At 34.5% G+C, this 24167-nt stretch carries 30 protein-coding genes; 17 read left to right on the top strand and 13 right to left on the bottom strand.

The annotated features are described in order from the left end of the window. Positions 1-17: 17 nt before the first annotated feature. The 5 genes from BUB82_RS03460 to pepE all read right to left on the bottom strand — a co-directional run bounded on the left by BUB82_RS03460 (position 18) and on the right by pepE (position 3427). Positions 18-743 carry a M15 family metallopeptidase gene (locus tag BUB82_RS03460; RefSeq protein ID WP_073192017.1) on the bottom strand — a complete coding sequence of 242 codons (726 nt, stop codon included), beginning with the start codon at positions 741-743 and terminating at the stop codon, positions 18-20. Positions 744-745: 2 nt separating this feature from the next. Continuing rightward, positions 746-1180 (bottom strand): GNAT family N-acetyltransferase, encoded by a 435-nt coding sequence (locus BUB82_RS03455; RefSeq protein WP_073192016.1) that lies wholly within the window; start codon positions 1178-1180, stop codon positions 746-748. Between the two features lie 4 nt (positions 1181-1184). Further along, positions 1185-1733 carry a ClpP family protease gene (locus BUB82_RS03450; protein ID WP_073192014.1) on the bottom strand — a complete coding sequence of 183 codons (549 nt, stop codon included), beginning with the start codon at positions 1731-1733 and terminating at the stop codon, positions 1185-1187. A gap of 78 nt (positions 1734-1811) precedes the next feature. Continuing rightward, positions 1812-2726, bottom strand: coding sequence for a glutaminase (locus tag BUB82_RS03445; RefSeq protein ID WP_073192012.1), 915 nt, complete (start codon positions 2724-2726; stop codon positions 1812-1814). Further along, positions 2726-3427, bottom strand: a complete 702-nt coding sequence (gene pepE / locus BUB82_RS03440) for a dipeptidase PepE (RefSeq protein WP_073192010.1) — start codon at positions 3425-3427, stop codon at positions 2726-2728. The genes BUB82_RS03445 and pepE overlap by 1 nt, the downstream gene beginning before the upstream one ends. A gap of 104 nt (positions 3428-3531) precedes the next feature. Here pepE and BUB82_RS03435 point away from each other — a divergent pair, with 104 nt between their 5' ends. The 7 genes from BUB82_RS03435 to BUB82_RS03405 all read left to right on the top strand — a co-directional run bounded on the left by BUB82_RS03435 (position 3532) and on the right by BUB82_RS03405 (position 9592). After that, a complete protein-coding gene (locus BUB82_RS03435; RefSeq protein WP_073192008.1) occupies positions 3532-4293 on the top strand; it encodes a hypothetical protein in 762 nt (253 codons plus the stop codon). A gap of 3 nt (positions 4294-4296) precedes the next feature. Then, entirely contained in the window at positions 4297-5061 is a 765-nt protein-coding gene (locus tag BUB82_RS03430; protein WP_083574459.1) for a hypothetical protein, read from the top strand. After that, complete coding sequence (locus BUB82_RS03425; protein WP_073192006.1) at positions 5054-5815, top strand: hypothetical protein; 762 nt, start codon at positions 5054-5056, stop codon at positions 5813-5815. The genes BUB82_RS03430 and BUB82_RS03425 overlap by 8 nt, the downstream gene beginning before the upstream one ends. Further along, a complete protein-coding gene (locus BUB82_RS03420) occupies positions 5812-6309 on the top strand; it encodes a DUF6702 family protein (RefSeq protein WP_073192004.1) in 498 nt (165 codons plus the stop codon). Before BUB82_RS03425 ends, BUB82_RS03420 begins: the two co-directional genes overlap by 4 nt. A 6-nt stretch (positions 6310-6315) precedes the next feature. Next, positions 6316-8640 (top strand): M1 family metallopeptidase, encoded by a 2325-nt coding sequence (locus tag BUB82_RS03415; protein WP_073192003.1) that lies wholly within the window; start codon positions 6316-6318, stop codon positions 8638-8640. A gap of 80 nt (positions 8641-8720) precedes the next feature. Further along, complete coding sequence (locus BUB82_RS03410; RefSeq protein WP_073192001.1) at positions 8721-9044, top strand: twin-arginine translocase TatA/TatE family subunit; 324 nt, start codon at positions 8721-8723, stop codon at positions 9042-9044. Further along, positions 9044-9592 carry a phosphatase PAP2 family protein gene (locus BUB82_RS03405; RefSeq protein ID WP_073191999.1) on the top strand — a complete coding sequence of 183 codons (549 nt, stop codon included), beginning with the start codon at positions 9044-9046 and terminating at the stop codon, positions 9590-9592. Before BUB82_RS03410 ends, BUB82_RS03405 begins: the two co-directional genes overlap by 1 nt. Positions 9593-9640: 48 nt before the next feature. Here BUB82_RS03405 and BUB82_RS03400 read toward each other — a convergent pair whose 3' ends face one another. The 8 genes from BUB82_RS03400 to BUB82_RS03365 are packed head-to-tail and all read right to left on the bottom strand — an operon-like array spanning position 9641 to position 17394. After that, positions 9641-10282: an O-methyltransferase gene (locus tag BUB82_RS03400; RefSeq protein WP_073191998.1), complete on the bottom strand. Its 642-nt coding sequence runs from the start codon at positions 10280-10282 to the stop codon at positions 9641-9643. Beyond that, positions 10283-11365: an amidohydrolase family protein gene (locus BUB82_RS03395; protein ID WP_073191996.1), complete on the bottom strand. Its 1083-nt coding sequence runs from the start codon at positions 11363-11365 to the stop codon at positions 10283-10285. Positions 11366-11374: 9 nt separating this feature from the next. Next, the gene (locus BUB82_RS03390; RefSeq protein ID WP_073191994.1) at positions 11375-12160 is read right to left on the bottom strand and encodes an SDR family oxidoreductase; all 786 of its coding nucleotides are present in this window, start codon (positions 12158-12160) and stop codon (positions 11375-11377) included. 3 nt (positions 12161-12163) lie between these two features. Continuing rightward, on the bottom strand, positions 12164-13612 hold the full coding sequence (locus tag BUB82_RS03385) for an aldehyde dehydrogenase (protein WP_073191993.1): 1449 nt from the start codon (positions 13610-13612) through the stop codon (positions 12164-12166). A 6-nt stretch (positions 13613-13618) separates the two neighbouring features. Then, positions 13619-14032 (bottom strand): RidA family protein, encoded by a 414-nt coding sequence (locus tag BUB82_RS03380; protein ID WP_073191991.1) that lies wholly within the window; start codon positions 14030-14032, stop codon positions 13619-13621. Positions 14033-14035: 3 nt separating this feature from the next. Further along, positions 14036-15424 (bottom strand): FAD-dependent oxidoreductase, encoded by a 1389-nt coding sequence (locus tag BUB82_RS03375; RefSeq protein WP_073191989.1) that lies wholly within the window; start codon positions 15422-15424, stop codon positions 14036-14038. Further along, the gene (kynU, locus tag BUB82_RS03370) at positions 15421-16686 is read right to left on the bottom strand and encodes a kynureninase (protein ID WP_073191987.1); all 1266 of its coding nucleotides are present in this window, start codon (positions 16684-16686) and stop codon (positions 15421-15423) included. The genes BUB82_RS03375 and kynU overlap by 4 nt, the downstream gene beginning before the upstream one ends. Further along, entirely contained in the window at positions 16687-17394 is a 708-nt protein-coding gene (locus BUB82_RS03365; protein WP_073191985.1) for a hypothetical protein, read from the bottom strand. A gap of 488 nt (positions 17395-17882) precedes the next feature. Between BUB82_RS03365 and BUB82_RS03360 the strand changes: the two genes are divergently transcribed. The 10 genes from BUB82_RS03360 (at position 17883) to BUB82_RS03315 (ending at position 24157) form a co-directional block, all read left to right on the top strand. Next, positions 17883-18407 (top strand): hypothetical protein, encoded by a 525-nt coding sequence (locus tag BUB82_RS03360; protein WP_073191976.1) that lies wholly within the window; start codon positions 17883-17885, stop codon positions 18405-18407. Between the two features lie 502 nt (positions 18408-18909). Next, positions 18910-19155, top strand: coding sequence for a hypothetical protein (locus tag BUB82_RS03355; protein ID WP_143185637.1), 246 nt, complete (start codon positions 18910-18912; stop codon positions 19153-19155). 60 nt (positions 19156-19215) lie between these two features. Then, on the top strand, positions 19216-19908 hold the full coding sequence (locus BUB82_RS03350) for a GLPGLI family protein (RefSeq protein ID WP_073191972.1): 693 nt from the start codon (positions 19216-19218) through the stop codon (positions 19906-19908). A gap of 407 nt (positions 19909-20315) precedes the next feature. Further along, the gene (locus BUB82_RS03345) at positions 20316-20657 is read left to right on the top strand and encodes a hypothetical protein (RefSeq protein ID WP_073191970.1); all 342 of its coding nucleotides are present in this window, start codon (positions 20316-20318) and stop codon (positions 20655-20657) included. A gap of 1 nt (position 20658) precedes the next feature. Continuing rightward, positions 20659-21417: a GLPGLI family protein gene (locus BUB82_RS03340; RefSeq protein WP_073191968.1), complete on the top strand. Its 759-nt coding sequence runs from the start codon at positions 20659-20661 to the stop codon at positions 21415-21417. Positions 21418-21419: 2 nt separating this feature from the next. Continuing rightward, positions 21420-21638 (top strand): hypothetical protein, encoded by a 219-nt coding sequence (locus BUB82_RS03335; RefSeq protein ID WP_073191966.1) that lies wholly within the window; start codon positions 21420-21422, stop codon positions 21636-21638. A gap of 58 nt (positions 21639-21696) precedes the next feature. Then, positions 21697-22422, top strand: coding sequence for a GLPGLI family protein (locus BUB82_RS03330; RefSeq protein WP_073191964.1), 726 nt, complete (start codon positions 21697-21699; stop codon positions 22420-22422). A gap of 53 nt (positions 22423-22475) precedes the next feature. Continuing rightward, the gene (locus BUB82_RS03325; RefSeq protein WP_073191962.1) at positions 22476-22712 is read left to right on the top strand and encodes a hypothetical protein; all 237 of its coding nucleotides are present in this window, start codon (positions 22476-22478) and stop codon (positions 22710-22712) included. 1 nt (position 22713) lies between these two features. After that, a complete protein-coding gene (locus tag BUB82_RS03320; protein ID WP_073191960.1) occupies positions 22714-23406 on the top strand; it encodes a GLPGLI family protein in 693 nt (230 codons plus the stop codon). Positions 23407-23425: 19 nt separating this feature from the next. Beyond that, positions 23426-24157 carry a GLPGLI family protein gene (locus BUB82_RS03315; protein ID WP_073191958.1) on the top strand — a complete coding sequence of 244 codons (732 nt, stop codon included), beginning with the start codon at positions 23426-23428 and terminating at the stop codon, positions 24155-24157. Positions 24158-24167 lie beyond the last annotated feature (10 nt).

The raw sequence follows: 24167 nt of genomic DNA, 5'->3' as shown, positions 1-24167 counted from the left end.
TAAAAGAAAATGAAGCTTTATTTTAAAGACGGATTAATGTGACCAAGATGTTCTTTAAAATAATTATTTAGAATTTTTGATGTCATACTATTTTTACCTTCAAATTGAAGCTGATTCCATTTTGATTTGAACTCTTTTGATTGCTGTATTGAAAAATAAGTTTTCGCTACTGGTTGATATGAGTAGTGCCAAGGCTCATATTTGAAGCCTTTGCGATGAAAATTATTGGTGTAGACTAATTTAAACCCATAGCTAGAGGCATGTTTTTGCATCCATTCAAATAATTTGCAATAAACACCATTGCCATGATAATGTTCTTCAAGTAATAGGTCACCTTTTGGCTGTTTTACCTTAGCGTCAATAATGTCAAAATCTGTACCCCAATGATGTCTTGACGTTCCTGGTATTGTAGAGTAATTAATAATGTTTTTGATATTTTCAGCGTCAGATAAGCCATTAGATTTGTTGCGTTTAAATTTGGTTTCAAAAATGCGCTTTTGATCCTGAAAACTCCTGTAACCTGAAACAATTTTTAAATCGATGCCATCTTTTTTAGCCGCATCTTTTAGTTTTAAGTAGGCGATGTAAGTTTGATTTTCTAAAGTCTTTTGAGCATTTAAATGAGATTGATTTAAGCCCAATAATTGATTTATTGTAGCATTTGTGTCTTGTTGAAATAACAAGGGATTTACTATTACAGCTGATGCAAAGCCTGTGAGTTGTAAAAATCTTGATCGCTTCACAATTAAAGAAATTTGTAAAGTTTAAAATGTGGTCCAACACCTTCAATCTGGAACTCTTCACCTAAGCTTTGGTAATGCTGCTTTTTGTAGAAATCAAGCGCTGAAGTTCTAGCATTGCACCAAACTAATTCAATTTGTTTTTTAATAAGCCAATTTTCAGCCGCTATTAATAGGCTTTTACCTATGCCATGATTTTGAAATTTCGGGCTAATTGCCATACCTCGCAATTGATATTGCGAAGCGGTTTTAAAGTGAGTTAGTTTAGTTTCAAATAAACTAACAATACCAACTAAGTTTTGTTGTTTAAAGGCACCTAGGTGACAGGCGTTGTTTAAGGTGTCCCCTTTAAATTTACAAAAGCTAAAATCTTTCCCATTTCTTAAAACTTCTTGCCTTAGTGGCAAACATTCTTTAGCAGAAATGGGTAAGATTTTCATAGAATTATTCTAAAATGCCATCAACAATACCGTAATCTAGAGACTCTTGAGCATCCATCCAATAATCACGGCTAAAATCTTTCATGACTTTATCAAAATCTTGGCCACAATTATCAGCTAAGATTTGAGCACTTAACTCTTTAGTTTTTAAAATTTCACGTGCTTGTATTTCAATATTTGAAGCTTGTCCTTGAGCGCCGCCCAAAGGTTGGTGAATCATGACTTTAGCATGCGGTTGAATGTAACGTTTTCCTTTTGCACCAACCGAAAGTAAGATTGAACCCATTGAAGCAGCTAATCCAGAACAAATGGTTGAAACATCACTTTTAAGCGAAGTTATGGTATCGTAAATAGCAAAACCATCTGTTACATAACCACCTGGACTATTAATGTATAGTTGAATATCCTTAGTTTCTAGAAGATCTAAATAGAGTAGACGGTCTATAAGGTGTTTAGCACTTTTGCCATCAACTTGACCGTTTAAAAACACTTTGCGTTCTTCTAAAAATTTATTGTCTATTAAATCTTGAACTTTATTAGGTTTATTGCTCATAAAATTTGTTTTAAAATTGCGAAATTAAACTAATATTTTAAAAATTGGCTTGACTTATTAGCCTCTTAACACTTTGGTTTAAAAAACTGACAAGCCTGATAAAGTCGTTAAACTTTCTAAGGCAGAAATTCCTAATTGTGAATTTCCTTTTTGATTAAGTTTAGGACTCCAAACCGCTACTGAATATGCATTAGGATGTACGGCCACAATACCGCCACCTACACCGCTTTTACCAGGCAAACCAACTTTGTATGCAAACTCTCCAGCTTCATCATAAAAGCCACAGGTCTGCATAATAGCGTTAATTCGTTTTACGCTTTTAGCAGAAATAACTTCCTCATCAGAATTTGCAAGGCGACCTTGATTGGCAAATACCAAAAAGGTTTTGGCGAGTTGTTCACAGTTCATTTCAATTGCACACATGTGATAATACAAATCTAAAACTTCAACTGGTGAGTTATTAATATTACCTAAAGCTTTCATATAGTTGATTAAAGCTGTGTTGCGGTAACCGTGTTTTTGTTCGCTTTTGGCAACTTCAGCGTTGTAGTTAATGCTATTGTCTTTGGTTAATCGACGTACAAACTTTAAAAAGTCTTGTTTAGGATGTTCTAAGATATCAATTAGAACGTCTGTTACAACTAAAGCACCAGCGTTAATAAACGGATTTCTAGGGATGCCATTCTCGCGTTCAAGTTCTGTTAGCGAATTAAATGGCGTGCCGCTAGGCTCTACAGAAACACGCTTCCACAAGTCTTTACCAAGATATTCTTTAGCTATACACAAACTTATTACTTTTACAATACTCTGTATAGAAAAAGCTTCAGCAGAATCGCCAACACTGTAAAGGCTTTCATCTTTTGTTATTAGAGCCATTCCGAATTTATTGGGATTTATTTTTGCTAACTCTGGAATGTAATTAGCAACTTTACCTTCAGTTGAAGCACTTTTACAATCTTTGTATATGATATTCAGCAGATTTTGAAAATCCATTACAAGTAATTTAAAGTTTGTTCAGGCTGTAATTCATAAGGCAATTTATCAACTTCAAAAATACGTGCGCTTAAGTTACCTTTTAATGTAATTTTTTGATCTTTAGTTTCTAAGTAAGCGCCTTCGCGTAAGCCAACTACAGATTGTTTGTTTTGTGTAAGAAACTCTTTAAGACGTGTTTCGCGAGTTTCACCTTTATGGGTAGAATTTGGATCTGGGTCTAAATAGTGAGCGTTGATGTTGAAGTTAAGTAAGCCCAGTGTTTCAAAGCTTGGCGGATAAACTATGGGCATATCGTTAGTCGTTTTCATATTTGGTCCACAAATGTTACTGCCAGCTGAAGTTCCTAAGTAATTTGTACCTTTTCGTATAGCATTAGCCAAAGGCTCCATTAAACCTTTTTGATGTAGTTCTTTAACTAACAAAAAGGTGTTGCCACCACCTGTAAAAATGGCTTCAGCTTGGGTAATGGCTTCAATGGGATGCTTAAACTCATGTAAACCTTTTATTTCAGTGAACACATCACCTAAAGCTTGTTTTACTTTTGTGGTATATTCGTCATGACTTATTCCACTTGGTCTTGCAAAAGGAATAAATACAAGTTTTGATTTTTGCTTGAAGAAATCAATTAACTTTGGTTTTAAATATTCAAGGTAATTAGAGCCATGAATAGTTGAAGTGCTTGCAATAATGCAGTTCATCTTTTTTAGTGTAAATTTAGCATTGTCGACAGCTTAACAAAAGTTTATGCCTATAAATTTCAGTATTTTAATAGACATTTAATACTTTTAAATAAACTTACATCATGAATAAAATATTATTATTTTTTTTAATTGGTTTTAGCGTTGTTGCGCAAAACAGGATTTCAATTGAAGGTAAAGTTATTGTTCCAAAAAATGAGCAAGCTTCTTTAATTGAAGTTCTCAACAGTACTACAGGATATGGCACCATAACCAATGCAGACGGAAGTTTTAAATTAGCGGTAGGTCTGGATGATAAAATTGAATTTAAAGCCGTTCAATATCAGGACTTTAGTGTTGTTGTAGATCGTGGAATTATAAACTCTAAGCAAATGATTATCACGATTAATGTTGGCGTGAATGAGCTTGAAGAAGTTGTGGTAACACCTTATGACTTAAATGGTAATATTGAAGTTGATTTAGAAAAAATTAATTTAGTTGATGTTAATCCGCGCCTTAGTGATACAAGAGAAATTATGCAAAGTTACGAGGCTAATAATCCTAATTACGTGCCAATTACCGTGCAAGAAAGCCCTACAGAAGTAAGGTTTATAAAAAATGGGTTAAATGTTGCTAATATGTTTAGAGCTATTTTTAAAGAAGATTTGGCTTCTAAGCAACCCAAAACAAGAACTCAAAAACAACTTCGCGGTATCTTTCAAGATGAGTTTTTTAAACAACAGCTTAACATAAACCCAGAAAATATTAATGCATTTATCAACTTTGTTGAAAATAATGGTTTGACCGAAAATTTATTAAAGAAGGATAACGAACTTGATTTAATTCGATTTTTACTTGTAAAAGCCGAGCAATTTAAAAAAGGATAATAGTTGAAAGTCTCTTTGCTAGCCATTTTTTGCTTACTAGGATTAAGCATTTGTTTTGCTCAAAATTATTTTGAAGGTAAAATCATAGCCGATTCACTTGACAATTACCAAATTAACATTGTTAACATTACCAATAAGCAAGGGACGACCACACGAAAAAATGGCCGATTTAGAATTCCGGCTGAAGTTAATGATAGTGTGGTTTTTTCATCAGTAAAACATGAATTTGCCTACCGTATTATAAAAGCATCAGATTTTAACCAAGTGGTTGAAGTTCCTTTAAAAATTGAAATTAACGAACTCCCAGAAGTGGTGTTAAATCCGTACGACTTAACTGGAGATGTAGCTAAAGATATCAGCCAAGTCGAAGTTGAATATATAGATCAAAAAGCTAGATTTGGATTTAGTAAACCGCGACGTTTAACTCCTGTACAGCGTCAGTTATATGCCGTGCAAACATCTGGACCTTTAGCTTTAATGATTATGCAATTTAACGGTCAAATGGCATCATTAAAACGTCGCATAAAGTATGCCAAACAGCAAAGAAATCAACAAATGGTCTTGCCATTTATTACCGACTCATTAATGGTCAATTTTTTTAAATTAGACTTGATGTATAAAGATGATTTTGCCTACTTCTGTGCTGAGGACTCACAATTGCTGAATTTAGTAAGACAAAAAGACCGTCTTAAAATTATTGAAGCTATAAAAGCAAAAGTAGTGCCCTACAGGAAAAGTAAATATAACTTAAAGCAGTCTAATGAATAAATGTGTTGGCTTGCTCTTATTTTTAAGTTTTGGCTTCAATTATGCACAAATTTTTGAAGGTGAAATTATAGCTGATTCATTAGATAATTACCAAATCAATATTGTTAATATTAGTAACAAGCAAGGCACAACTACAAGAAAAAATGGTCGATTTAGTATTCCGGCTGAAGTGAATGATAGTGTGGTTTTTTTATCAATAAAGCATGAGTTTGCTTACCGAATTATCAAAGCATCCGATTTTCATCAAGTCGTTGAAATTCCTTTAAAAATTGAAATTAATCAATTGCCAGAAGTCGTATTAAGTCAATATGATTTAACGGGATTCATAGAAAAAGATGCTCAACAAATTAAAAACACCACTTTTAATCAAAAAAGCATAACAGGTTTTAGTAAACCGCGGCGTTTAAGTTATCCTCAACGTGAACTTAAGCGTGTAAGCCGGTTTAGCATTGGTCCGGCAACTTCAATCCCTTTAGATTATATCATTATGGCCTTAAATGGTGATTTAGCCGAATTAAAGCGATTAAGGCAGAATAATATCATATCTAGACGTCAAGCTAAACTAAAAGGCTATTTCACACAAAAATACCTTGTTGAGAGTTTAGAAATTGATTCGCTTTATGTTGAAGATTTTCTGTATTATTGTGCCGAAGATTTAAGTTTACTTAAAACACTTCGAAACAATAAATTGGCTGTTTATGATTCAATTCAAGAAAAAGCAAAAAACTATAAACGCCTAAAGTTTAATCAATGAACATCAACTTAGCTTTTATTTTAAGTTTTCTAATGAGTTTTTCAGCCTCAAAACACGAGTACTACTTAAGTGTTACAGATGTTGACTACATTGAAGACCAAAATAGTATTCAAATTATTTCTCGTGTGTTTGTAGACGATTTTGAAAATGTACTCAAAAAACGCTACCAAAAACCTTTTGTTTTAATTGAAGGCAATGAAATCGAAGAAACCGAAACATACATCGAACGTTACATAAATCAAAAGTTCTCAGTTGAAGTTGATGGTAAATCTACAAAACTCAACTATCTTGGTTTTAAATATAAAGATGATATGGTGTTTCTATTTATAGAAATTAATGACATTAAACCATTTTCAAAAATTACAATCAAAGATGAAATTTTAATAGATTTGTTTAAGACACAAAAAAATTTAATTCATTTTACAGCCCAAAACTTTAGGCAAAGTTTTATTTTAGAAAAAGATTTAGAAACTAAAACACTACATTTAAATTAATAGATCATGCAAAAGCAATCATTACTCTACTTTTTAATGTTTACTCTCTTCGTTAGCGGATTCACATTTGCTCAAGAAAAAGAAACTGAAAAAGAAGAAGGTCACACCAATCAAAATAAGTTTAGACAACTCTACGATGAGTTTGCTACACCAAATGTTTATAGAAATGCAGCTGGTGCTCCTGGCTATAGATATTACCAAAACCGTGCAGATTATGAGATGGATATCATACTTGACGATAAAAATACTAAACTTTACGGTCAAGAAACCATTACCTACACTAACAACTCTCCAGACGATTTAGAATATCTTTGGGTACAATTAGACCAAAACATTCGCCAAAAAGATAGTCCAGCTGGTAAAAAAAATGGTAGTGGTTTTGCACCAATAACAACACCAAGTGGTTTTGTTAACTCACATATGACAGAAGGCTTTGATGGCGGTTTTAATATTGAATCGGTTACGCATGATGGTCAAGCATTGTCACATACCATTAATTACACTATGATGCGTATCAACTTATCAGAACCATTAGAGTCTGGTGATTCATTTGAATTTTCAATCAAGTGGAATTATAACATCAATGATCACGTTAATGATGGCGGACGTTCAGGCTATGAATTTTTCCCGGAAGATGGTAATCGTGCCTATGTCATAGCACAGTTTTTTCCACGAATGGCGGTTTATAATGATAAAGAAGGCTGGCAAAATTATCAATTTTGGGGTAGTGGAGAGTTTGCTTTACCATTCGGTAATTACGAGGTTAATATAACTGTTCCAGCCGATCATATTTTAGATGCCACAGGAGAATTACAAAATCGTAAAGAAGTATTTTCAGATAAAATGTTAGACCGTTTTGAAAAAGCTAAAACATCTTATAATGAACCTGTCGTAATAGTTACCGAAGATGAAGCCATCGAAGCAGAAAAAGGTTTTTCAGACCAAACCAAAACATGGGAGTTTAAAGCCGAAAATGTTCGTGACTTTGGGTTTGCAACTTCAAGAAAGTTTATTTGGGATATGATGGCTGTAAAAGTTGGCGATAAAGACGTGATGGCGGTTTCGCTTTACCCTAAAGAAGGTAATCCTTTATGGGAAGATTGGTCAACTCGCGCTGTGGCAAGTACATTAAAAACTTACAGTAACTTTACATTTAAGTATCCATACCACAAAGCAATTTCGGTTCATGCCAAAAGCCAAGGGATGGAATATCCAATGATTTGCTGGAATTATGGTCGTCCTAATCCAGATGGCACCATCACAGATCGTGCAAAATATGGTATGGTAAGTGTTATTATCCACGAAGTTGGTCACAATTTCTTCCCGATGATTGTTAATTCTGATGAGCGTCAATGGGGTTGGATGGATGAAGGTCTTAATACCTTTATGCAATACTTATCAGAACAAGAATTTGCTAAAGAGTATCCAGAAATTCTTGAATCTAATAATGGAACTCTAGATAAATACCCAAGTCGTCGAGGTGAGCCGAGTAAAATTGTTAATTACATGAAAGGTAATCAGGACTACATTTCACCGATCATGACTAACCCAGAACAAGTTTATCAACTTGGAAACAATGCCTACGGAAAGCCTGCAACAGCTCTTAACATCTTAAGAGAGACTATTATGGGGCATGATTTATTCGATTACTCTTTTAAAACTTTCGCTCAACGTTGGATGTTTAAACACCCAACACCAGAAGATTTCTTCAGAACGATGGAAGATGCTTCTGCTGTAGAACTAGATTGGTTTTGGAGAGGCTGGTTTTACACCACAGATTATGTGGATATTGGGGTTGAAGATGTTAAATCTTACGTTTTAACCAACACACCAACCGAAGAAGGAAAAGCTCTTTTAGCGCGTTATGGGATTACAAATCCTGCTGAAAATGAACGTACCAAAGACGCGGTCTATTTATTAGACACTTCTTCTGAAGAAGCTGAAGAAATAGATTTATCAGGCGATCCGCTTAAAAATGCACCTAAACTTAACCAATATTTGATGGATAATTTTTCACAAGCTGAAATTAATGCCATGGAAATGCCTAATTATGTTTATGAAGTTACTTTTAATAAACCAGGTGGTTTAGTAATGCCAATCATAGTTAAATTCACTTATGCGGATGGTTCAACTGAAATGAAGCGTTATCCAGTTCAAGTATGGCGAAAAAATGATAAGAGTGTAACAAAGGCAATTTTATCGGAAAAACAAATTACAGAAATACTTGTTGATCCTAACTTAGAAACAGCTGATGTTGATACCACTAATAATGTCTGGCCTACATCTGAAGATGAAAAATCTGAATTTGATAAATTTAAAGAGAATAACTAACTCATATTCTCATAAACTTTCTAAACCGACTATCTAAAATATAGTCGGTTTTTTTATGCTAACTTCTGTATATTTGCATTATGATGAGAACTGTGTTTTTTATTAGTGGTGCTGAAATTGCATTTATATTGTTTATTCTACTCATGGTATTTGGAGCCGATAAAGTACCTGAAATAGCGCGTTTTTTAGGTAAAACTATGAAGTCATTCCGTAATGCTACCGACGAAATTAAATACGAAATCACTAAACAGACAGACGTCGAAGATATTAAAGTCGACTTAAAAAAAGATTTAGAAGAAACCAAATCTCAACTTAATCAACACAAAGGTAAAATTGAAGAAGGTGTAAATAAGGCTAAAGAAGAATTCGAAAATCTTACTGGACCTATTAAACGGCGCTTTTAATGCAAGTTGAGGTATCCCAGCTTGATGAAGCTCTTTTCTTATGGATCAATCAATTTAATACACCGATTACCGATGCCTTTTGGCTTTTAGTGACTCAGCCTCTCAACTGGCTTCCATTGTATATTGCAGTTATAGTACTGTTGTTTTATAAACAAAAACTAAGAACTGGTATTTACCAATTATTGGCACTTGGCACAACTGTTATTATTACACATCTTATAACAAGAAGTGTTAAACACCTGATATCAAGACCACGGCCAAATAGTGTTCAACATATTGCAGAGCAAGCCAACATTATTTTTGAGCCGCAACATTACTCTTTTTTTTCAGGTCATGCTTCAACTTCATTTGCAGCAAGTATTTTCATTTACTTGTTACTGAGAAGTCGTTATTCTAGAATAGGTTTAATATTTATTTGGCCGTTTCTGTTTTCTACTAGCCGATTATTTGTAGGTGTACATTATCCTAGCGATATTATAGTAGGCGCTTGCTTTGGGGTGTTGATGGGGAATCTTAGTTATAGGTTATATGGTCTATGTCTTAAATAAGGCTTTGCTTTAAACCTAATCTTCATGGTGGTCAACTTGTTAGGATTCCTAGATTTTTCTAGATAACGTCAAGCCATCACGTATAGGTAATACAATCGTTTCTACACGAGGATCTTCTTTTAGTTTTCTGTTGTAAGCCAGTAGGGCTTTGGTATCTTTATCCTTAGGGTCTAAATCTTCAACCACTTTGCCACTCCATAAGACATTGTCTGATAAGATTAATCCACCTGAATCTAATTGATCAATAATCAAATCAAAATAAAGACTATAACTGGATTTGTCGGCATCAATGAACACTAAATCAAAGTTGGTTTCTAACTGTGGGATAATATGTTGAGCATCTCCAATATGTTGAATGATCTGTTTGGCATACGCACTACGGTTGAAGTATTTCCGTTGAAAATCATATAATTCTTCATTCCGATCTATGGTATGTAAAACACCATCTTCACCTAAGCCTTCAGCCAAACTTAAAGCCGAATAGCCTGTATAGGTACCAATTTCAAGAATAGTTTTTGGTTTAATCAATTTGGAGATCAAGCTTAACAATCGCCCTTGAAAATGTCCTGATAACATGCGAGGTTGTAATATTTTTTGCCAGGTTTCACGCGTTAATTCAGCTAGCAGTTGAGGTTCGTCTTCCGTATGTTCTTCAACGTAATCTTGAAGCGTATTTGTAATAAAATCCATTTAGCCTAAAATTTTATTGACCAACTCTTGTTTTCGTTTTTCATCATCACCAAATAACCATTGCAGCACATTATCATGCCAAATTTCATCACGCTCTTGGGTATTGATAATCTGCTCATCTAAAGCTAAGTCAAGTATTTTTCCAGGGTAAGACGATTGTGGTTCACTTTCCATTTCGCCTAACGGATAAGGGTCGTCTAAACCAGTTAGAATTTGAGAACTTTTTTGATTTTCTAGCAGTAGTTTTAAGGATCTTGTATCATGCACCAAGGTGTCAAAAAAGATGTTTTTATGTCCTACCGATTTTCGGGGATGGGTTTTCCCTTCAAATAAGTCGGGACGTCCATCAAATCCCTGAATACGGCGTCCTAAATTAATTTGTGCCAATTGCCCACCATGAGCAAAACAAACCCGCATATTTTTATACTTTTCAGGATAACCGTTTAAGGTTAAAAAGTGATAAGCATCAGCACATTGAGCTAACATCCAAATTAAGTGAAATCGCCAAGACGTATTTTCAAGTTTTATAAACTTTTCACCATCGTAAGGATGTACTTCTACCGCCAAGTTATATTTATCAGCAAGTTCAAAAATGGGTTCATTTTCTTCATCAAAAATACAGCGCCATGTACCAATACTATCCATATAATGTGTAGGTAAGCATAACAGCTTTAAATCTAATTCTTCTACACAGCGTTCAATTTCCCATAGTGCACCACGAACAAAACCTGGATGTACCACAAAGCCACAGGTAAACTTATCAGGGTGATTGTGTTGTACGCGAGCATTAAAATCATTTTGAAACCGTAAAGCTTGCTTCATTTCTTCAACTCGTAAGCCATTACCATAAAGTTGCGAAAGGTTTAAAACCACCGCATGATCAATATTGTAGCGTTCCATCCATTCTAGCTTTTCATTTAAGAAAAAACTAGAGTCAGTCACTGGGCGTTTCCAACCTTTTTGTAACATGAATTTCTTATCATCATCTACCCAAAAAATTTCTTTTTTCTTCATGAAATCTGGAATTTCATGAGGGTAAGGTAAGAGGTGTGAATGACCGTTAATACGTAGCTTTCGTTTCATATAAATGGCTTAAAGTGATTTAGTTCTACCACCATCTACGGGTAAGTTAATACCGTTGATGTAGGCCGCTTGTTCTGAAGCTAAAAATACAGCGGCATGAGCCACTTCTTCTGGTGTTGCAAAGCGTTTAGCAGGGACAATCGATTTCATGAAGTTAGCGGCTTCTTCTTCAGTACTGCTTCTTTTGTTTGCTGCATTGGCAATAATACCATCTAGGCGACCGGTTGCGGTAAAACCAGGTAAGACATTATTGACGGTTATCCCATAAGAACCAAGTTCGTTGGCTAGGGTTTTACTCCAATTAGCAACAGCACCACGAATTGTATTGCTCACACCAAGGCCATCGATTGGTTGTTTAACCGAAGTTGAAATAATATTCAAAATTCGTCCAAAGCCTTCTGCTTTCATTCCTGGTAATAAGGCTTGCACTAAAATTTGATTACACACCAAATGCATTTTAAAGGCTGTTGTGAATTCTTCAGTTTTTGCTTCATGAATTAAACCACCTTTGGGTCCGCCAGTATTGTTGAGTAAGATGTGATAGTTTTTTTGAGATGAAGCTGTTTCAAGTTTTGCTCTAAGTTCTTCGGGCTGTTCAAAATTTGCGACGATATAGTCATGGTTTTGATGCTGTTCTTGAGGCAATTCAGCTTGTGTTGCTTTAAGTTTTGCTTCATTTCGAGCTACAAGGGTAATAGAAGCACCGGCGTTGGCCAATTGTAAAGCAATGGCTTTGCCAATACCAGCTGTGCTGCCACAAATTAGGGCATTTTTATCTGAAAAATTTAGTGTCATAAATTAAGGCTTGTAAGTGATACATACGTTTTTTGGTTCGGTGAAAAATCGCAAAGCTTCAAGTCCGCCTTCACGACCAAGACCACTTTGCTTAGTGCCGCCAAAGGGCGTTCTTAAATCACGGTTTAGCCAAGTATTAACCCAAACTATTCCAGTTTGGAGTTGTTGGCTAAGGCGCATTGATCGGTCTAAATTAGACGTCCACACACTTGCTGATAAACCGTATTTACTATCGTTTGCAAGCGCTAAAGCTTCAGCTTCATCTTTAAATGGCATGAGGCTAACTATAGGGCCAAATATTTCTTCTTGGTTAATACGGCACTGGTTGCTTTGTACTTCTATAATGGTAGGTTCAAAATAAAAACCTTTAGGGTAGTCAGGATTTTGGTGACGCTTTCCACCACAGAGAATCGTGCCACCTTCGGCTTTAGCAATGTTCACGTAGGCTTCAATTTTTTCTAGATGTTGTTTAGAAACTAAGGCGCCAACTTGGGTGTGTTTGTCTAACGGATGCCCAATTTTTAAGGCTTTGGTTTGCTTTATAAAATCCTGTTTAAACTTTTTGTAGATCGAGGCTTCAACTAAAATACGACTCCCACATAAACAAATTTGCCCTTGATTGGCAAAGGATGAACGTACCGTAGTTTTCAGCATTTGCTCATAATCACAATCAGCAAAAATTAGATTAGGATTTTTACCACCAAGTTCTAATGATAATTTTTTAAATAAGGGTGCTGCTGTTTTGGCAATGTGTTGTCCTGTGGTAGTGCCACCTGTAAAACTAATGGCTTTGATTAGTGGGTGCGCAATAATGGCTTGTCCAACTTCATGCCCATAGCCTTGTAAAATATTAAGTACGCCTTTTGGTAAACCTGCTTGGTTGCAAAGTTCGCCTAACAAATAAGCGGTCATTGGCGTCACTTCGCTCGGTTTAGCTAGTACCGTATTTCCAGCGGCTAATGCTGGTGCGATTTTCCAGGTGAATAAATAAAGTGGTAAATTCCACGGAGAAATGCAACCGACAACGCCGTGTGGCTGCCGTAAAGTAAAATTGACGGTATGTAAACCTTGGCTTTCATGCGCTTCGGTTGAAAACTGGGTAATGGCTTGGGCAAAAAACCGAAAATTAGCAGCAGCTCTTGGAATATCAACTTGGCTGGCTAAGCTTAGGGGTTTTCCATTATCAATGGCTTCTGCTTTGGCTAAATCTTCTAAGTTAGCTTCAATTAAGTCTGCTAAACGATTTAAAATACGAGAACGTTCTTGAACGGGTGTGTTAGACCATTTCGGAAAGGCTTCTTTTGCTGCGGTAAAGGCTAAGTCTACATCTTTGGCGTTTCCACGAGTAATATGTGCATAAACATCACCTGAAGACGGATTAATATTAGCAATTTCATCTTCATTTAACGATGCCGTATACGTGCCATTGATAAAATGTAAAACCTTTTTCATATTACTTTAAATAGGTTTGTAAGCCATCACTTTAATTTCGATCACTAAATGCGGATGCGGTAATTGGTGTACGGCTACAGTCGTTCGTGTTGGGCCGGTTTCAGGTTTAAAAAATTGAGCATACACTTCATTATATCCTGCAAAATCATTCATATTGACTAAAAAGGTAGTCACATCAACAACATCATCAAGACTTGCACCCTCGGTAGCAAGGTAATCTTCTATATTTTCTAAAACTGCTTTGGTTTGTGCTTTAATATCAATGGCTACGCTGCCCATATCGTCTACTTGTTCCACACCTGCAAAGCTATTATCCTTTCGGCGTGAACTGGTGCCTGATACAAAAATAAAATCGCCCACACGCTTCACATGTGGATACGCACCTCTTGGTTTAGCTTTACCGTCTACTAATCTTCCCATAACTTATGAATTTATAATGTATTCACCTTTTAAAATTTGCTCGGTGAAATTCCGAATAAGGTGCAATTGCTCCTCACGGGTTTGTTTTTGATGTAATTTTTGATGTTTTAATAAGCTCAATATAGCTTGATCTTGTGCGCGACCTCGATCCATAGCTGTTTTATAAGGCACTTGTTCTTGAAAGGTGACTAAGCTGTATTTAGAAAAGTATTGTTGAGGAAATTCTTCTTCTAATGCCAACTCTATTTCACGTTTTTGTTGAAATAATTCTTGTGCCGTATGTGCCTTCATTTCGTGAAAATTGTCTAAAGCAAGATCTGCAATAGCATCAGCGTTGGCTTTACGCGAACGGCTGAATTGTTCTAAGCTCGCTTTTAAGTCAAAATTAGTCGCTTCTAGACAATCGTCAAACTCGACAACGTCTTCAAACGAAGCATTCATACCTTGACCATAAAATGGCACAATGGCATGTGCGGCATCGCCCATAATTAAACAGTTGTGATAAGTCCAAGGATTACAACGAACCGTCCCAAGTGGAGCTGTTGGGTTTTCAAAAAACTCTTCAGTTAATCGCGGCATCAATTCGAAAGCATCGGGATATTCGCGTTTAAAATAATCACTTACCGCTTCAGGAGTGGTTAGATTATTGAAATTATCTCGACCACCTTCATAAGCTAAAAACAAGGTTACCGTAAAACTTTTATCTTGATTAGGTAAAGCGATTATCATATTTTCGCCTCTTGGCCAAATATGTAAGGCGTTAGGCTCAGTGGCATAATCACCATCTTTAGTGGGTGGAAAACTTAATTCTTTATAACCATGGGTTAAAAAGTCTTGCGAATGACTAAATAAGAAGTCTCGTTTTGCTTGCATGGCTTTACGAACTGCCGAACCAGCGCCATCGGTTCCAAATATATAATCGGCTTCTAGGCTTTGTGAAGATCCATTAGCTAACTCAAACTCAGCAGAGGTCTGTTCAAGGTTCACTTCGTGACATGCCATTTCGAACTTTACATTGACATTAGGATAATTTTCAAGTTCGTCTAGCAATAAAGCATTAAGCCCTGGCCGAGAAATAGAGTTAATATATTCGCCATCGCGACCGCTGTATTTAGAGAGTTTGGTCTTGCTGTTTTGATCATGAAGCATTCTGCCATGCATTGGGATGCAAAGCGCTTTTACGCGATCTTCAAGACCAACCCGTTTAAAGGCTTTAAGACCACGGTTTGAAAAGGCAAGGTTTATAGAGCGACCCGCCGAAAGTTTAGCTTGGCGTAGGTCTGGGCGCTTTTCAACTAAGGTAATATTGTATTGGTGTTGTGCTAAGCGCAAGGCTAACATCGAGCCGCAAAGGCCAGCTCCAATAATTAAAATATGTTCGGTTTTACTCATGCTAAAACTTGTTTTAAGCGTTGTATAAAGGTATAAACATCGGTATAGGAGTTATACAATGGTGTTGGTGCAATTCTAATGACATCAGGTTCGCGCCAGTCGGCCACCACATTAGCTTTGCTTAAAGCATCAAAGACCGATTTATTAGCGCCTTTAATTTGAAACGAGAGTTGACAACCACGCTCATCGGGATGGCTTGGCGTGATAATTCTAATATTAGGATTGTTAAGCTCCTCAACCAAATAGGCTAAATAGCCCGTGAGTTGTTTTGATTTTTGACGTAAATTATCAAATCCTGCTCGCTCAAACACATCTAGAGATGCACGAATAGCCGCCATTGATAGAATTGGCGGATTACTGAGTTGCCAACCTTCGGCACCTGGCATTGGTTTAAAATCTTTTCGCATATTAAATCGGGTGCTTTTGTCGTGTCCCCACCAACCCACAAAACGTTTAAGTTTAGGTGAATTAGCGTGACGTTCGTGTACAAAACAACCGCCTAAACTTCCAGGTCCGGAATTAAGGTATTTATAAGTACACCACACAGCAAAATCTGCATTGGTGTTATGTAAATCGGGTTGAATGTTTCCTGCACCATGTGCTAAATCAAATCCCACTTTTGCACCATGTTTATGTCCGAGTTTGGTAATAGCTTTAAGGTTAAAAGCTTGGCCAGTGTAATAATTGGTGCTACCAATCATGACTAAGGCGACTTCATCTTTGTGTGTCTCAAGTAATTGTTCTAAATCTTCCGTGCGGCAAGTATATTCGCCTGGTCTTGGTTTCCATAGTAACAAGCCTTCAGCAGGATCGATGTTATGAAACTTCAGTTGAGACTCTACGGCATATTTATCAGAGGGAAAAGCATCAGCTTCGATTATAATTTTGTTCCGCTTTCCTTTAGGCTCGTAAAATGAAACCATCATGAGGTGCAAATTAACCGTTAGTGTATTCATAACGATAACTTCGTGCGGTTTGGCGCCAACAATTTTGGCCATAGATTCGCTTAAAAACTCGTGGTAGGGCATCCAGGCATGTTCGGCTTCAGTGTGACCGTTTACGCCATAATTAGCCCAATCTTGTAATTCTTTCTGAATATAATTGGCGGTTTGTTGGGGTTGTAGACCTAACGAATTACCACAGAGGTAAAGTTGAGGTTTGCCGTCTTGGTTTTTAGGGAATAAAAATTCGTTTCTAAATTCCTTCAGCGGGTCTTTTTGGTCGAGTTCTTGCGCAAAGGCTTCAGTTGTGTTGTAATTCATTTAATCGATGCTTATATCTGTAAAATAAAGTTGAAAGCTTTGGTCTTGATTTTGATGCATTTTAGAAATTTTAATTCCATTTAAGTCTACATCATCTTCCCAAGTTGTTGATAGGCTTGGCGTTTCGCTTCCGTTAGGGATATAACTCCATTCTTTGAGTTGGTAGTTTTGGTCAATATAAACTACATAAGTATCGCCTGGTGTATAGCCGTTGCTGGCGTTATAGTTAAGCTCGATTGTTCGGTAGTTTTGCCCTGAGATTGGGGCTTTAGTTGACCCTAAATCCTTAAAAGAAAGGCCTGAGTCCCAAACTAATTGAAAAGGAAATAGCAACCAATATTTATCGTTAATAAAGGCTTGGTCAGTAGGTTTTAATGCTTCGCTTACTTTTTTATGATTGTAAGTGATTGTGGTGTCTTTTGTTGTTATGCTAACTTGATGCGTTTGAGGTTGCCAAGTCCAAGAACGCTCAAAATGATTGTCGCCACGATCAACGTTGAAGGTGTATGTGAGCTTTTTAGCAGCGTTCCATTTTGCTAAACCATGCGCCATAGCAATCGAGTCAAGTACTGTTTTTGGCTCTTTTTTAGCTGAATTTAAGGCTTGCTTTTGTTCTGAACTTTCTTTAGTAGATTGATCTGATGTAGGCTGATTTTGGCAGGCCATCAAACAACCAACCAAGGTCACTAAAAGCATAAGTTTCTGCATAACGAAAATGTTTTCGTAAATATAATTGAAGTGAAAGGCCTACACAAATTTTATGGAATGATTTGATTTTTTATTTAAATAAGCTAACTATTTTTTTGAAGTATTATGTTGTTTGAGTTGTTGTTTTTAAGGTTTAAAATCAATATTGAAATATCTGTAGATTTCGTCAATTAGCTTTGATCAAGCGATTGAAGGTTTTAGGTTTATAATTATTAAACGCCTGTTAAGTTAGATACTGGTCTTAATAACTTCTTGTATTAATGTATTTTGTTTAATGTACATCATAAATAATATTAGCCAAGTGCTAGTATTGAAGTTGTTAAATGTTAATTTTTGTTTTTAGGCCTTATAACTTAATTATTATTATTATTATTATTATTGAAAATGTTAAATAATTCATTTTATAAAAAATAGAATTGTTTTTATAACTTTACTGTGCATTGGCACAGATGATTCCCCATTATGTTGAATTTATAATTAATTAAAAGATGAAAGTTTTTAAATTAAAATTAGTTTTGACTTTGTTTGTGGGCTTACTTATAACAAGCTGTACACAAGACAATTTAAATGAATCTGAAGAAAATCAAATTTTAGATTTTACGGAATTAGAGTTTGACTTTTTGAATGAAGAATTTACATTTGAAGGAACAAAAAAAGAAGTCACTAATCAACTTCTTAATAAATTAGATGCTTACATGTTTAGTAAAGATTTATTTGCTAAGCCAAATGAAGTTGGAAATGTAAAGTGGTTAATTAGTTACACTGATAACAAGCTTGTTGTTAAACAAAGCGTACATACACCACCAGAAGATTTATCAAAAAGTAGGTCATGTCCAGAAGGATTGACTGAGTATGCTTCATGTTCAGGTGTCTTCACAAAAAGTTGTACAAAGAAAAGAGCTGCAGAACTTGCTAATGAAATTAAACCAGGCGAGACCTTTTCGGTAACAAGAACTGGACCCATGTCGACTCTAATCTGTGGAACACCTTCGCTTGTTGATCGCGTGCGATGATTAGCTTTAAAGTATAAACCTTAGTTTGAAACAAAAAAGCCAAATTTTAAAAGATTTGGCTTTTTTTGTAATCAATTGTTGTTTTGAGACATTTAGTTATACCTTAATGTGAGTTCTATTGAAGTCATTATAACATTAAAATTAAAACATTAACAAAAGCACATAAAAATATCAAACCAACATAAAAGACCCTAATAAATTATAAATATTGTAAAAAATTATGCTTATTTTCAATGAAATACAAAATTTAACATTTAAAAATAAGCTCATATTGTTGTTTTTTAATTTGAGGATATAATAAAAAAAAAATGCGTTCTTCTAATTTTTAAAAAAAGGAAACGCTTTTCGGGATGAAAAGCGCTCCGCCAGTTTAAGACATGAAAAATCACATCTCGCTTGCATTGCAAAGATAAGAATTTTCATGAAGCCAATTACAGTCTTTGTGTTGAAAACCATCCGTTATGATGAAAAACTGACTTTAAATTTTTTAAAATATAATACCATGAAAAAAGTATTATCTATCATCGCTTTAAGTGCGATGACCTTAAGTTTAAGTAGTTTTTCAACTTCAAAACAAGCCGCTATTGAAGCAGAAGGTGATTGTTTAGATTACGCAATGGCCGCAATGGTTGACGAGCAAGAAATGTACGGTTTTATTAGAGATAGAGGCGCTTATTTAGATGGTTTATTATTTTACTATGATTCTTGTATGGATGATGGTGAAGTTTTAGATCCAGTTTTTATGTAATAGGTTAATTTAAAAGTGTTGTAGAGTTATTTTCTACAGCACTTTGTTTAAAGTCACGATATGAAATTAAAAATAATATTCTTGCTTTTAGTAGCTGCAAAGCTATATGCTCAAGATATAACAAAGGTTGAATATATTAGTGCGTTTAAATTAGCGGATGATGAGTCCAAACATTCGCCAAAACAGATTGCTAACTTAAGTTACACGCTTGTTTTTGACCATAAGCAATCTATTTTTAAAAAAATTAAGCGTTTAGGCTTAGATCAGCAAGTTAAAAATAGAAGACTCATTTCTATGGCAAACATTAAAGGTGTATATTATAAAAATAGTCAAGACAAAACTAATATATTGATTACTGAGCAAGATGGTAAACGATATCTGATTGATAAAAGTAAATCTAATTGGAATTGGGAAATCCTTAAAGAAACCAAACAAATATTAGGTTACAAGTGCTACAAAGCTTTAGGCACTCGAAAAGAGTATAATTATGTTCTAAAAAAGGATAGAACACTAAAGGCTATTGTGTGGTTTACACCAAAAATACCTTTGCCATTTGGTCCTGCAGATTTTGGTGGGCTGCCAGGGCTTGTTTTGGAATCTCAGCGCGGCAGCTTTTATATTATAGCTAAAAAGATAAAACACAAAAGTTCGAACAAAGCTCTAAAAATAGATTTAGATAAAGGAATAAAGTTAACAGATGAAGAGTTTGCCCGTAAACAATATGCTGCATTTATGGATAGAATAAGACAGTAATTTAATTCATCAAATTTTTAAACTTATTTTTCTAATCTTAACCTATGCCAAAGCCCATTTATTTTTATTCTTAGTTATACCTTAAAGTGGGTTCTATTGAAGTCATTTATAACATTCAAATTAAAACATTAACAAAGGCACATAAAAATATCAAACCAACATAAAAGACCCTAATAAATTATAAATATTGTAAACAATTATGCTTATTTTCAATGAAATACAAAATTTAACATTTAAAAATAAGCTCATATTGTTTTTTTTTAGTTTTATATCAAATAGTTAAATAAAACACAAATGCGTTCTTCTAATTTTTAAAAAAAGGAAACGCTTTTCGGGATGAAAAGCGCTCCGCCAGTTTAAGACATGAAAAATCACATCTCGCTTGCAATGCAAAGATAAGAATTTTCATGAAGCCAATTACAGACTTAGTGCTGAAAACCATCCGTTATGATGAAAAACTGACTTTAAATTTTTTAAAATATAATACCATGAAAAAAGTATTATCTATCATCGCTTTAAGTGTGATGACCTTAATTTTAAGTAGTTTTAATACTCACACGACAAATCAAATTGTAGCTCAAGAAGATTGTGATGAATCTTACAATGAATTATATGACTTTGCAATTTCCAACGGAGCTAGTGAAGATGTTGCTGAATATCAAGCAGGTCAATATTGGGCTGATTGCGTAATCGATGGAGGTAGATCAGATTTTTTAAATGCGATAATAGCAGCTGCACCATTCAGGTAATATGAAGTATTATGTAATTATTTTAGTTTTAGCATTTGTTCAAATAACCTGCAGCCAAAACTATGAGTTAATCTATAAGGCAGATTTAAAACCCTATAAAGGCGCTAGTGATAGTAAAAATAATCTGAGTGCAGCACAGCAAGCATTTATTAATCAAATTAATAAAAAAAATGCTTTAATGTCAGATGCGCTTAAGATTAAGGTTATAGCTAAGCCTCAAGAAAATTCTTACCAATTGCGCTTTAATAGGTTAATGCCAATCGATGGGTTAACACAAAACGATTTAATGTTTGCTATGAAAGATATTTCGGCATTTGCTAAAATAGATTATCACAATTCAACTGCTTATGGATATTCTATTATTTTAGATAGTCTTGTAGTAGCTTCGAAGTCTCAAGCTTATTTTGATTGGGAAATTACTAAAGATAAAAAAATCATTTTGGGCAAAATGTGCTATAAAGCTAGGCCTAAACTTAAAAAAGGTCTTGGCCGGTCTATAACTAATGGATACATTCCTGAAGAAGTTTGGTTTGCTCCAGTTCTTAATTTCAGGGCTTCACCAGCCGTATTTGCTGATTTACCTGGTGCTATACTTGAATATAAAACAAGTAGAGCAACAATTCGTGCTATTTCGGTGAAAGAGGTGACAAAGAATTTAGAATTTGAGCCTTTAGATACTTACAAAATAGTTAATTACAAGCAGTTTAAAAAACTTATGAAAGCCCATTACAAAAAAATAAAATCAAAAATAAAACGATAACCATGAAAACATTATTAATTATTACAGCATTTATAAGCTTTAACTTTAACGCAGTAGAACAAGATAGAGATTGCGAAGCTGAAGCCTCTAGAATTTATGATTTCGCTATTTATCAAGGCGCTACACCAGCTCAGGCATTTATTAGGTCGAGTAGATGGAGAAGTTCTTGTAACCTTGACAACTCAACTGGTCAAATTACAGCACCAAACATAGGTGAGTAAAGTATAATTAACTTAAGCCTACTAGACTTTTTTTAGTGGGCTTATCAATTTTTTAACAATGAAAATCTTTCTGTCTATTCTATGTTTATTGTGCTTAAATATTAGCATTGCGCAAAACTATAAAATTACTTATCAATTCAAATTTGATAAACTTGAGTATCCTGAGGAAACAGAAGCATACATAAAACAATATTTTGAAGAGGGACTTAAAAAACAGCAACAAATCAGTAAAACTTTACGGTTAATACTTGTTTCAGACGGTAAACGCTATTACGCAAGTTTTAACCAACAAATGTTAAGCGATAACTTCAGGTTTGATGATGTATTATCAACCAAAGTTGCGGTGAGTCCTATTTATCCTATATATTATAATGAGGCCATAAGTTTAGCCAAAAACGTAGTTAATCCTGACAAACTGGTTAAAGTGATAAATGATAAGTATTTAACATGGCAAATCACTAAAGAAACTAAAATAATTGAAGGCTATAAATGCTTTAAGGCTGTACCGGATTTAAAAACCAAAAAACAATTTAATAAAAGCGTCTTTATACCCAATTATGTTTGGTTTAGTCCTGAATTAAATTTCAAAGCGAGCCCAAGTGTTTTTGGAGACTTACCTGGAGCTGTTCTTGAATTAAAACATAGCACGGCACAAATTAAAGCAGCAAAAATCGAGCAAACTGATGAAACAGTTCAAGTAATACAATTAAGAAAAAATCAATCGTTAACAACTTACGAGGAGTCAATAAAAGCTATTCAAGAAAATTACAGAGATAAGATGTAGTGTTTACAGTTAATTGAAGTTTATAGTATATTTAACCACACCTAAATTATACCATGAAAAAAGTATGTTCTATCATCGCTTTAAGTGCGATGACCTTAAGTTTAAGTAGTTTTAATAGTAGCAGTGCTGATGACTCTCAAGAAAGAGACTGTATGTCTGAAGCATGGGAAGCCGGCTCTAATGCAGAAGAAATGGGAGCATCCCCAAGTGAAGTTTATAGTGTGACCAACTTTGTTTATACAGCTTGTGATTCAGGAATAGATTATATGTTATTAATGATAAAGTTTTAACATGCGATTTGTAATCATATTTTTAATATCACTTCAATGCCTTGCACAGCAAGGTGTTGAAGTGACTTATGCATATAAGACTAATTATCAAAAAGCACCATCTAATAAGTCGTTTTACGGCAAACTGGCTTTGAAAGCAAAACAGGTATTACCAACTTTAGACTTTGTATTAAAGGCAAACGCCGGTGAATCTTCATATCAGTATAATCAGTCAATGATTAATGATGCTTCTAACCCTGAATTATTCAAAATGATTTTAGGTTTTGCTAAAGCAGATGCAATTTATTATGGAAATCAACCTAACAATATTTTTATTACTCAAAAAAATGCTTTCGGAAAACTTTATAAAATTGAATCTGCTTTTTCTGACTTATCTTGGCATATTACAAATATGACTCAAGAGATACTTGGTTTTAAATGCAAAAAAGCAGTATTAAGATATAATGAAGGTGACGGTACTAATCAAAATCAAAAGCGAGAGATTGTTGCTTGGTTTACTCCAAAACTTAACCTACCGTTTGGCCCGATTGGGTTTAGAGGGCTGCCTGGTTTAATTTTAAGGTTAGAATATAAATGGAACTTTGGATTTGTATTAGAGTCAACTAAAATTAAACGAGTTAACGACCAGAATATACAAAAACCAACTAAAGGCGAATCAATTAAGATCGAGGATTATAGAAAATTATCACGCTAAAAACTTAAACTAACTAACAATGAAGTTTATAATAATCACTTTTATGTTTTGCTTAGTAAGCCTCACCACAATGGTGGGGCAAACTAATGCAATTGAGGTTAACTATTCTTTAACTTTGAAGCCAATTAAAAGTCAGGCTCCAAATGCAGAATTTGTAAAATCTATTGTTAAAAGTTTAAAACCTTATGAAGACCGAATAACCTATCAACTCATCGTTAATCAAGGCCTTTCAAGATTTAAAACAAAACCCATAATGGATAGTGATTTAAATCCTGGATTATTACCTAGCCTTCAATTACATGCCGATGCCAGTACGGTGTATTATCAAAATCAACAAGATGAGTACTATTATAAATTTTTACACAGTAGATCCTTTTCAGGTATAGTTATCAAAGACCATTTCAAAAAATTTAATTGGCGTATTGATAATCAAAAGATTAAAACAATTTTAGGCTATAAATGTTATTTAGCCACAGCTAGTTTTTCAGCAGATGGTATTAAGAAAAATATTAAGGTATGGTTTTCTCCAAAAATTAACATTAATTCAGGACCGATGTATTATAATGGCTTGCCAGGGTTGATTTTAGCCTATCAAGACCGGCATCGCTACTTAGAAGCGAAGAAAATAAGTTTTAATTCCATTAAAACAATCAAGCAGCCTAAAGTAGAACAGTATTATACAGAAGACGAATTTTTGAAACTAGTAAAAAATAAAATGAAGCGTTTTGGGTTTGATCCTTCAAAAAAATAATAGTTTTAGA

Origin of the sequence: Psychroflexus salarius, from assembly GCF_900129035.1 — a bacterium.
GTDB classification, from domain to species: domain Bacteria; phylum Bacteroidota; class Bacteroidia; order Flavobacteriales; family Flavobacteriaceae; genus Psychroflexus; species Psychroflexus salarius.
This window is presented reverse-complemented; position numbering and strand designations above follow the sequence as displayed.

Excerpts from the sequence above, each read along its gene's own strand:
- BUB82_RS03330 (WP_073191964.1), top strand. The coding sequence starts at position 21,697 with ATGAAAATCTTTCTGTCTATTCTATGTTTATTGTGCTTAAATATTAGC.
- BUB82_RS03365 (WP_073191985.1), bottom strand. The coding sequence starts at position 17,394 with ATGCAGAAACTTATGCTTTTAGTGACCTTGGTTGGTTGTTTGATGGCC.
- BUB82_RS03450 (WP_073192014.1), bottom strand. The coding sequence starts at position 1,733 with ATGAGCAATAAACCTAATAAAGTTCAAGATTTAATAGACAATAAATTT.
- BUB82_RS03340 (WP_073191968.1), top strand. The coding sequence starts at position 20,659 with ATGAAGTATTATGTAATTATTTTAGTTTTAGCATTTGTTCAAATAACC.
- BUB82_RS03435 (WP_073192008.1), top strand. The coding sequence starts at position 3,532 with ATGAATAAAATATTATTATTTTTTTTAATTGGTTTTAGCGTTGTTGCG.
- BUB82_RS03355 (WP_143185637.1), top strand. The coding sequence starts at position 18,910 with ATGAAAAAAGTATTATCTATCATCGCTTTAAGTGCGATGACCTTAAGT.
- BUB82_RS03390 (WP_073191994.1), bottom strand. The coding sequence starts at position 12,160 with ATGACACTAAATTTTTCAGATAAAAATGCCCTAATTTGTGGCAGCACA.
- pepE (WP_073192010.1), bottom strand. The coding sequence starts at position 3,427 with ATGAACTGCATTATTGCAAGCACTTCAACTATTCATGGCTCTAATTAC.
- BUB82_RS03420 (WP_073192004.1), top strand. The coding sequence starts at position 5,812 with ATGAACATCAACTTAGCTTTTATTTTAAGTTTTCTAATGAGTTTTTCA.
- BUB82_RS03380 (WP_073191991.1), bottom strand. The coding sequence starts at position 14,032 with ATGGGAAGATTAGTAGACGGTAAAGCTAAACCAAGAGGTGCGTATCCA.
- BUB82_RS03375 (WP_073191989.1), bottom strand. The coding sequence starts at position 15,424 with ATGAGTAAAACCGAACATATTTTAATTATTGGAGCTGGCCTTTGCGGC.
- BUB82_RS03335 (WP_073191966.1), top strand. The coding sequence starts at position 21,420 with ATGAAAACATTATTAATTATTACAGCATTTATAAGCTTTAACTTTAAC.
- BUB82_RS03350 (WP_073191972.1), top strand. The coding sequence starts at position 19,216 with ATGAAATTAAAAATAATATTCTTGCTTTTAGTAGCTGCAAAGCTATAT.
- BUB82_RS03320 (WP_073191960.1), top strand. The coding sequence starts at position 22,714 with ATGCGATTTGTAATCATATTTTTAATATCACTTCAATGCCTTGCACAG.
- BUB82_RS03385 (WP_073191993.1), bottom strand. The coding sequence starts at position 13,612 with ATGAAAAAGGTTTTACATTTTATCAATGGCACGTATACGGCATCGTTA.
- BUB82_RS03405 (WP_073191999.1), top strand. The coding sequence starts at position 9,044 with ATGCAAGTTGAGGTATCCCAGCTTGATGAAGCTCTTTTCTTATGGATC.
- BUB82_RS03315 (WP_073191958.1), top strand. The coding sequence starts at position 23,426 with ATGAAGTTTATAATAATCACTTTTATGTTTTGCTTAGTAAGCCTCACC.
- kynU (WP_073191987.1), bottom strand. The coding sequence starts at position 16,686 with ATGAATTACAACACAACTGAAGCCTTTGCGCAAGAACTCGACCAAAAA.
- BUB82_RS03445 (WP_073192012.1), bottom strand. The coding sequence starts at position 2,726 with ATGGATTTTCAAAATCTGCTGAATATCATATACAAAGATTGTAAAAGT.
- BUB82_RS03415 (WP_073192003.1), top strand. The coding sequence starts at position 6,316 with ATGCAAAAGCAATCATTACTCTACTTTTTAATGTTTACTCTCTTCGTT.
- BUB82_RS03360 (WP_073191976.1), top strand. The coding sequence starts at position 17,883 with ATGAAAGTTTTTAAATTAAAATTAGTTTTGACTTTGTTTGTGGGCTTA.
- BUB82_RS03395 (WP_073191996.1), bottom strand. The coding sequence starts at position 11,365 with ATGAAACGAAAGCTACGTATTAACGGTCATTCACACCTCTTACCTTAC.
- BUB82_RS03400 (WP_073191998.1), bottom strand. The coding sequence starts at position 10,282 with ATGGATTTTATTACAAATACGCTTCAAGATTACGTTGAAGAACATACG.
- BUB82_RS03455 (WP_073192016.1), bottom strand. The coding sequence starts at position 1,180 with ATGAAAATCTTACCCATTTCTGCTAAAGAATGTTTGCCACTAAGGCAA.
- BUB82_RS03410 (WP_073192001.1), top strand. The coding sequence starts at position 8,721 with ATGATGAGAACTGTGTTTTTTATTAGTGGTGCTGAAATTGCATTTATA.
- BUB82_RS03425 (WP_073192006.1), top strand. The coding sequence starts at position 5,054 with ATGAATAAATGTGTTGGCTTGCTCTTATTTTTAAGTTTTGGCTTCAAT.
- BUB82_RS03345 (WP_073191970.1), top strand. The coding sequence starts at position 20,316 with ATGAAGCCAATTACAGACTTAGTGCTGAAAACCATCCGTTATGATGAA.
- BUB82_RS03325 (WP_073191962.1), top strand. The coding sequence starts at position 22,476 with ATGAAAAAAGTATGTTCTATCATCGCTTTAAGTGCGATGACCTTAAGT.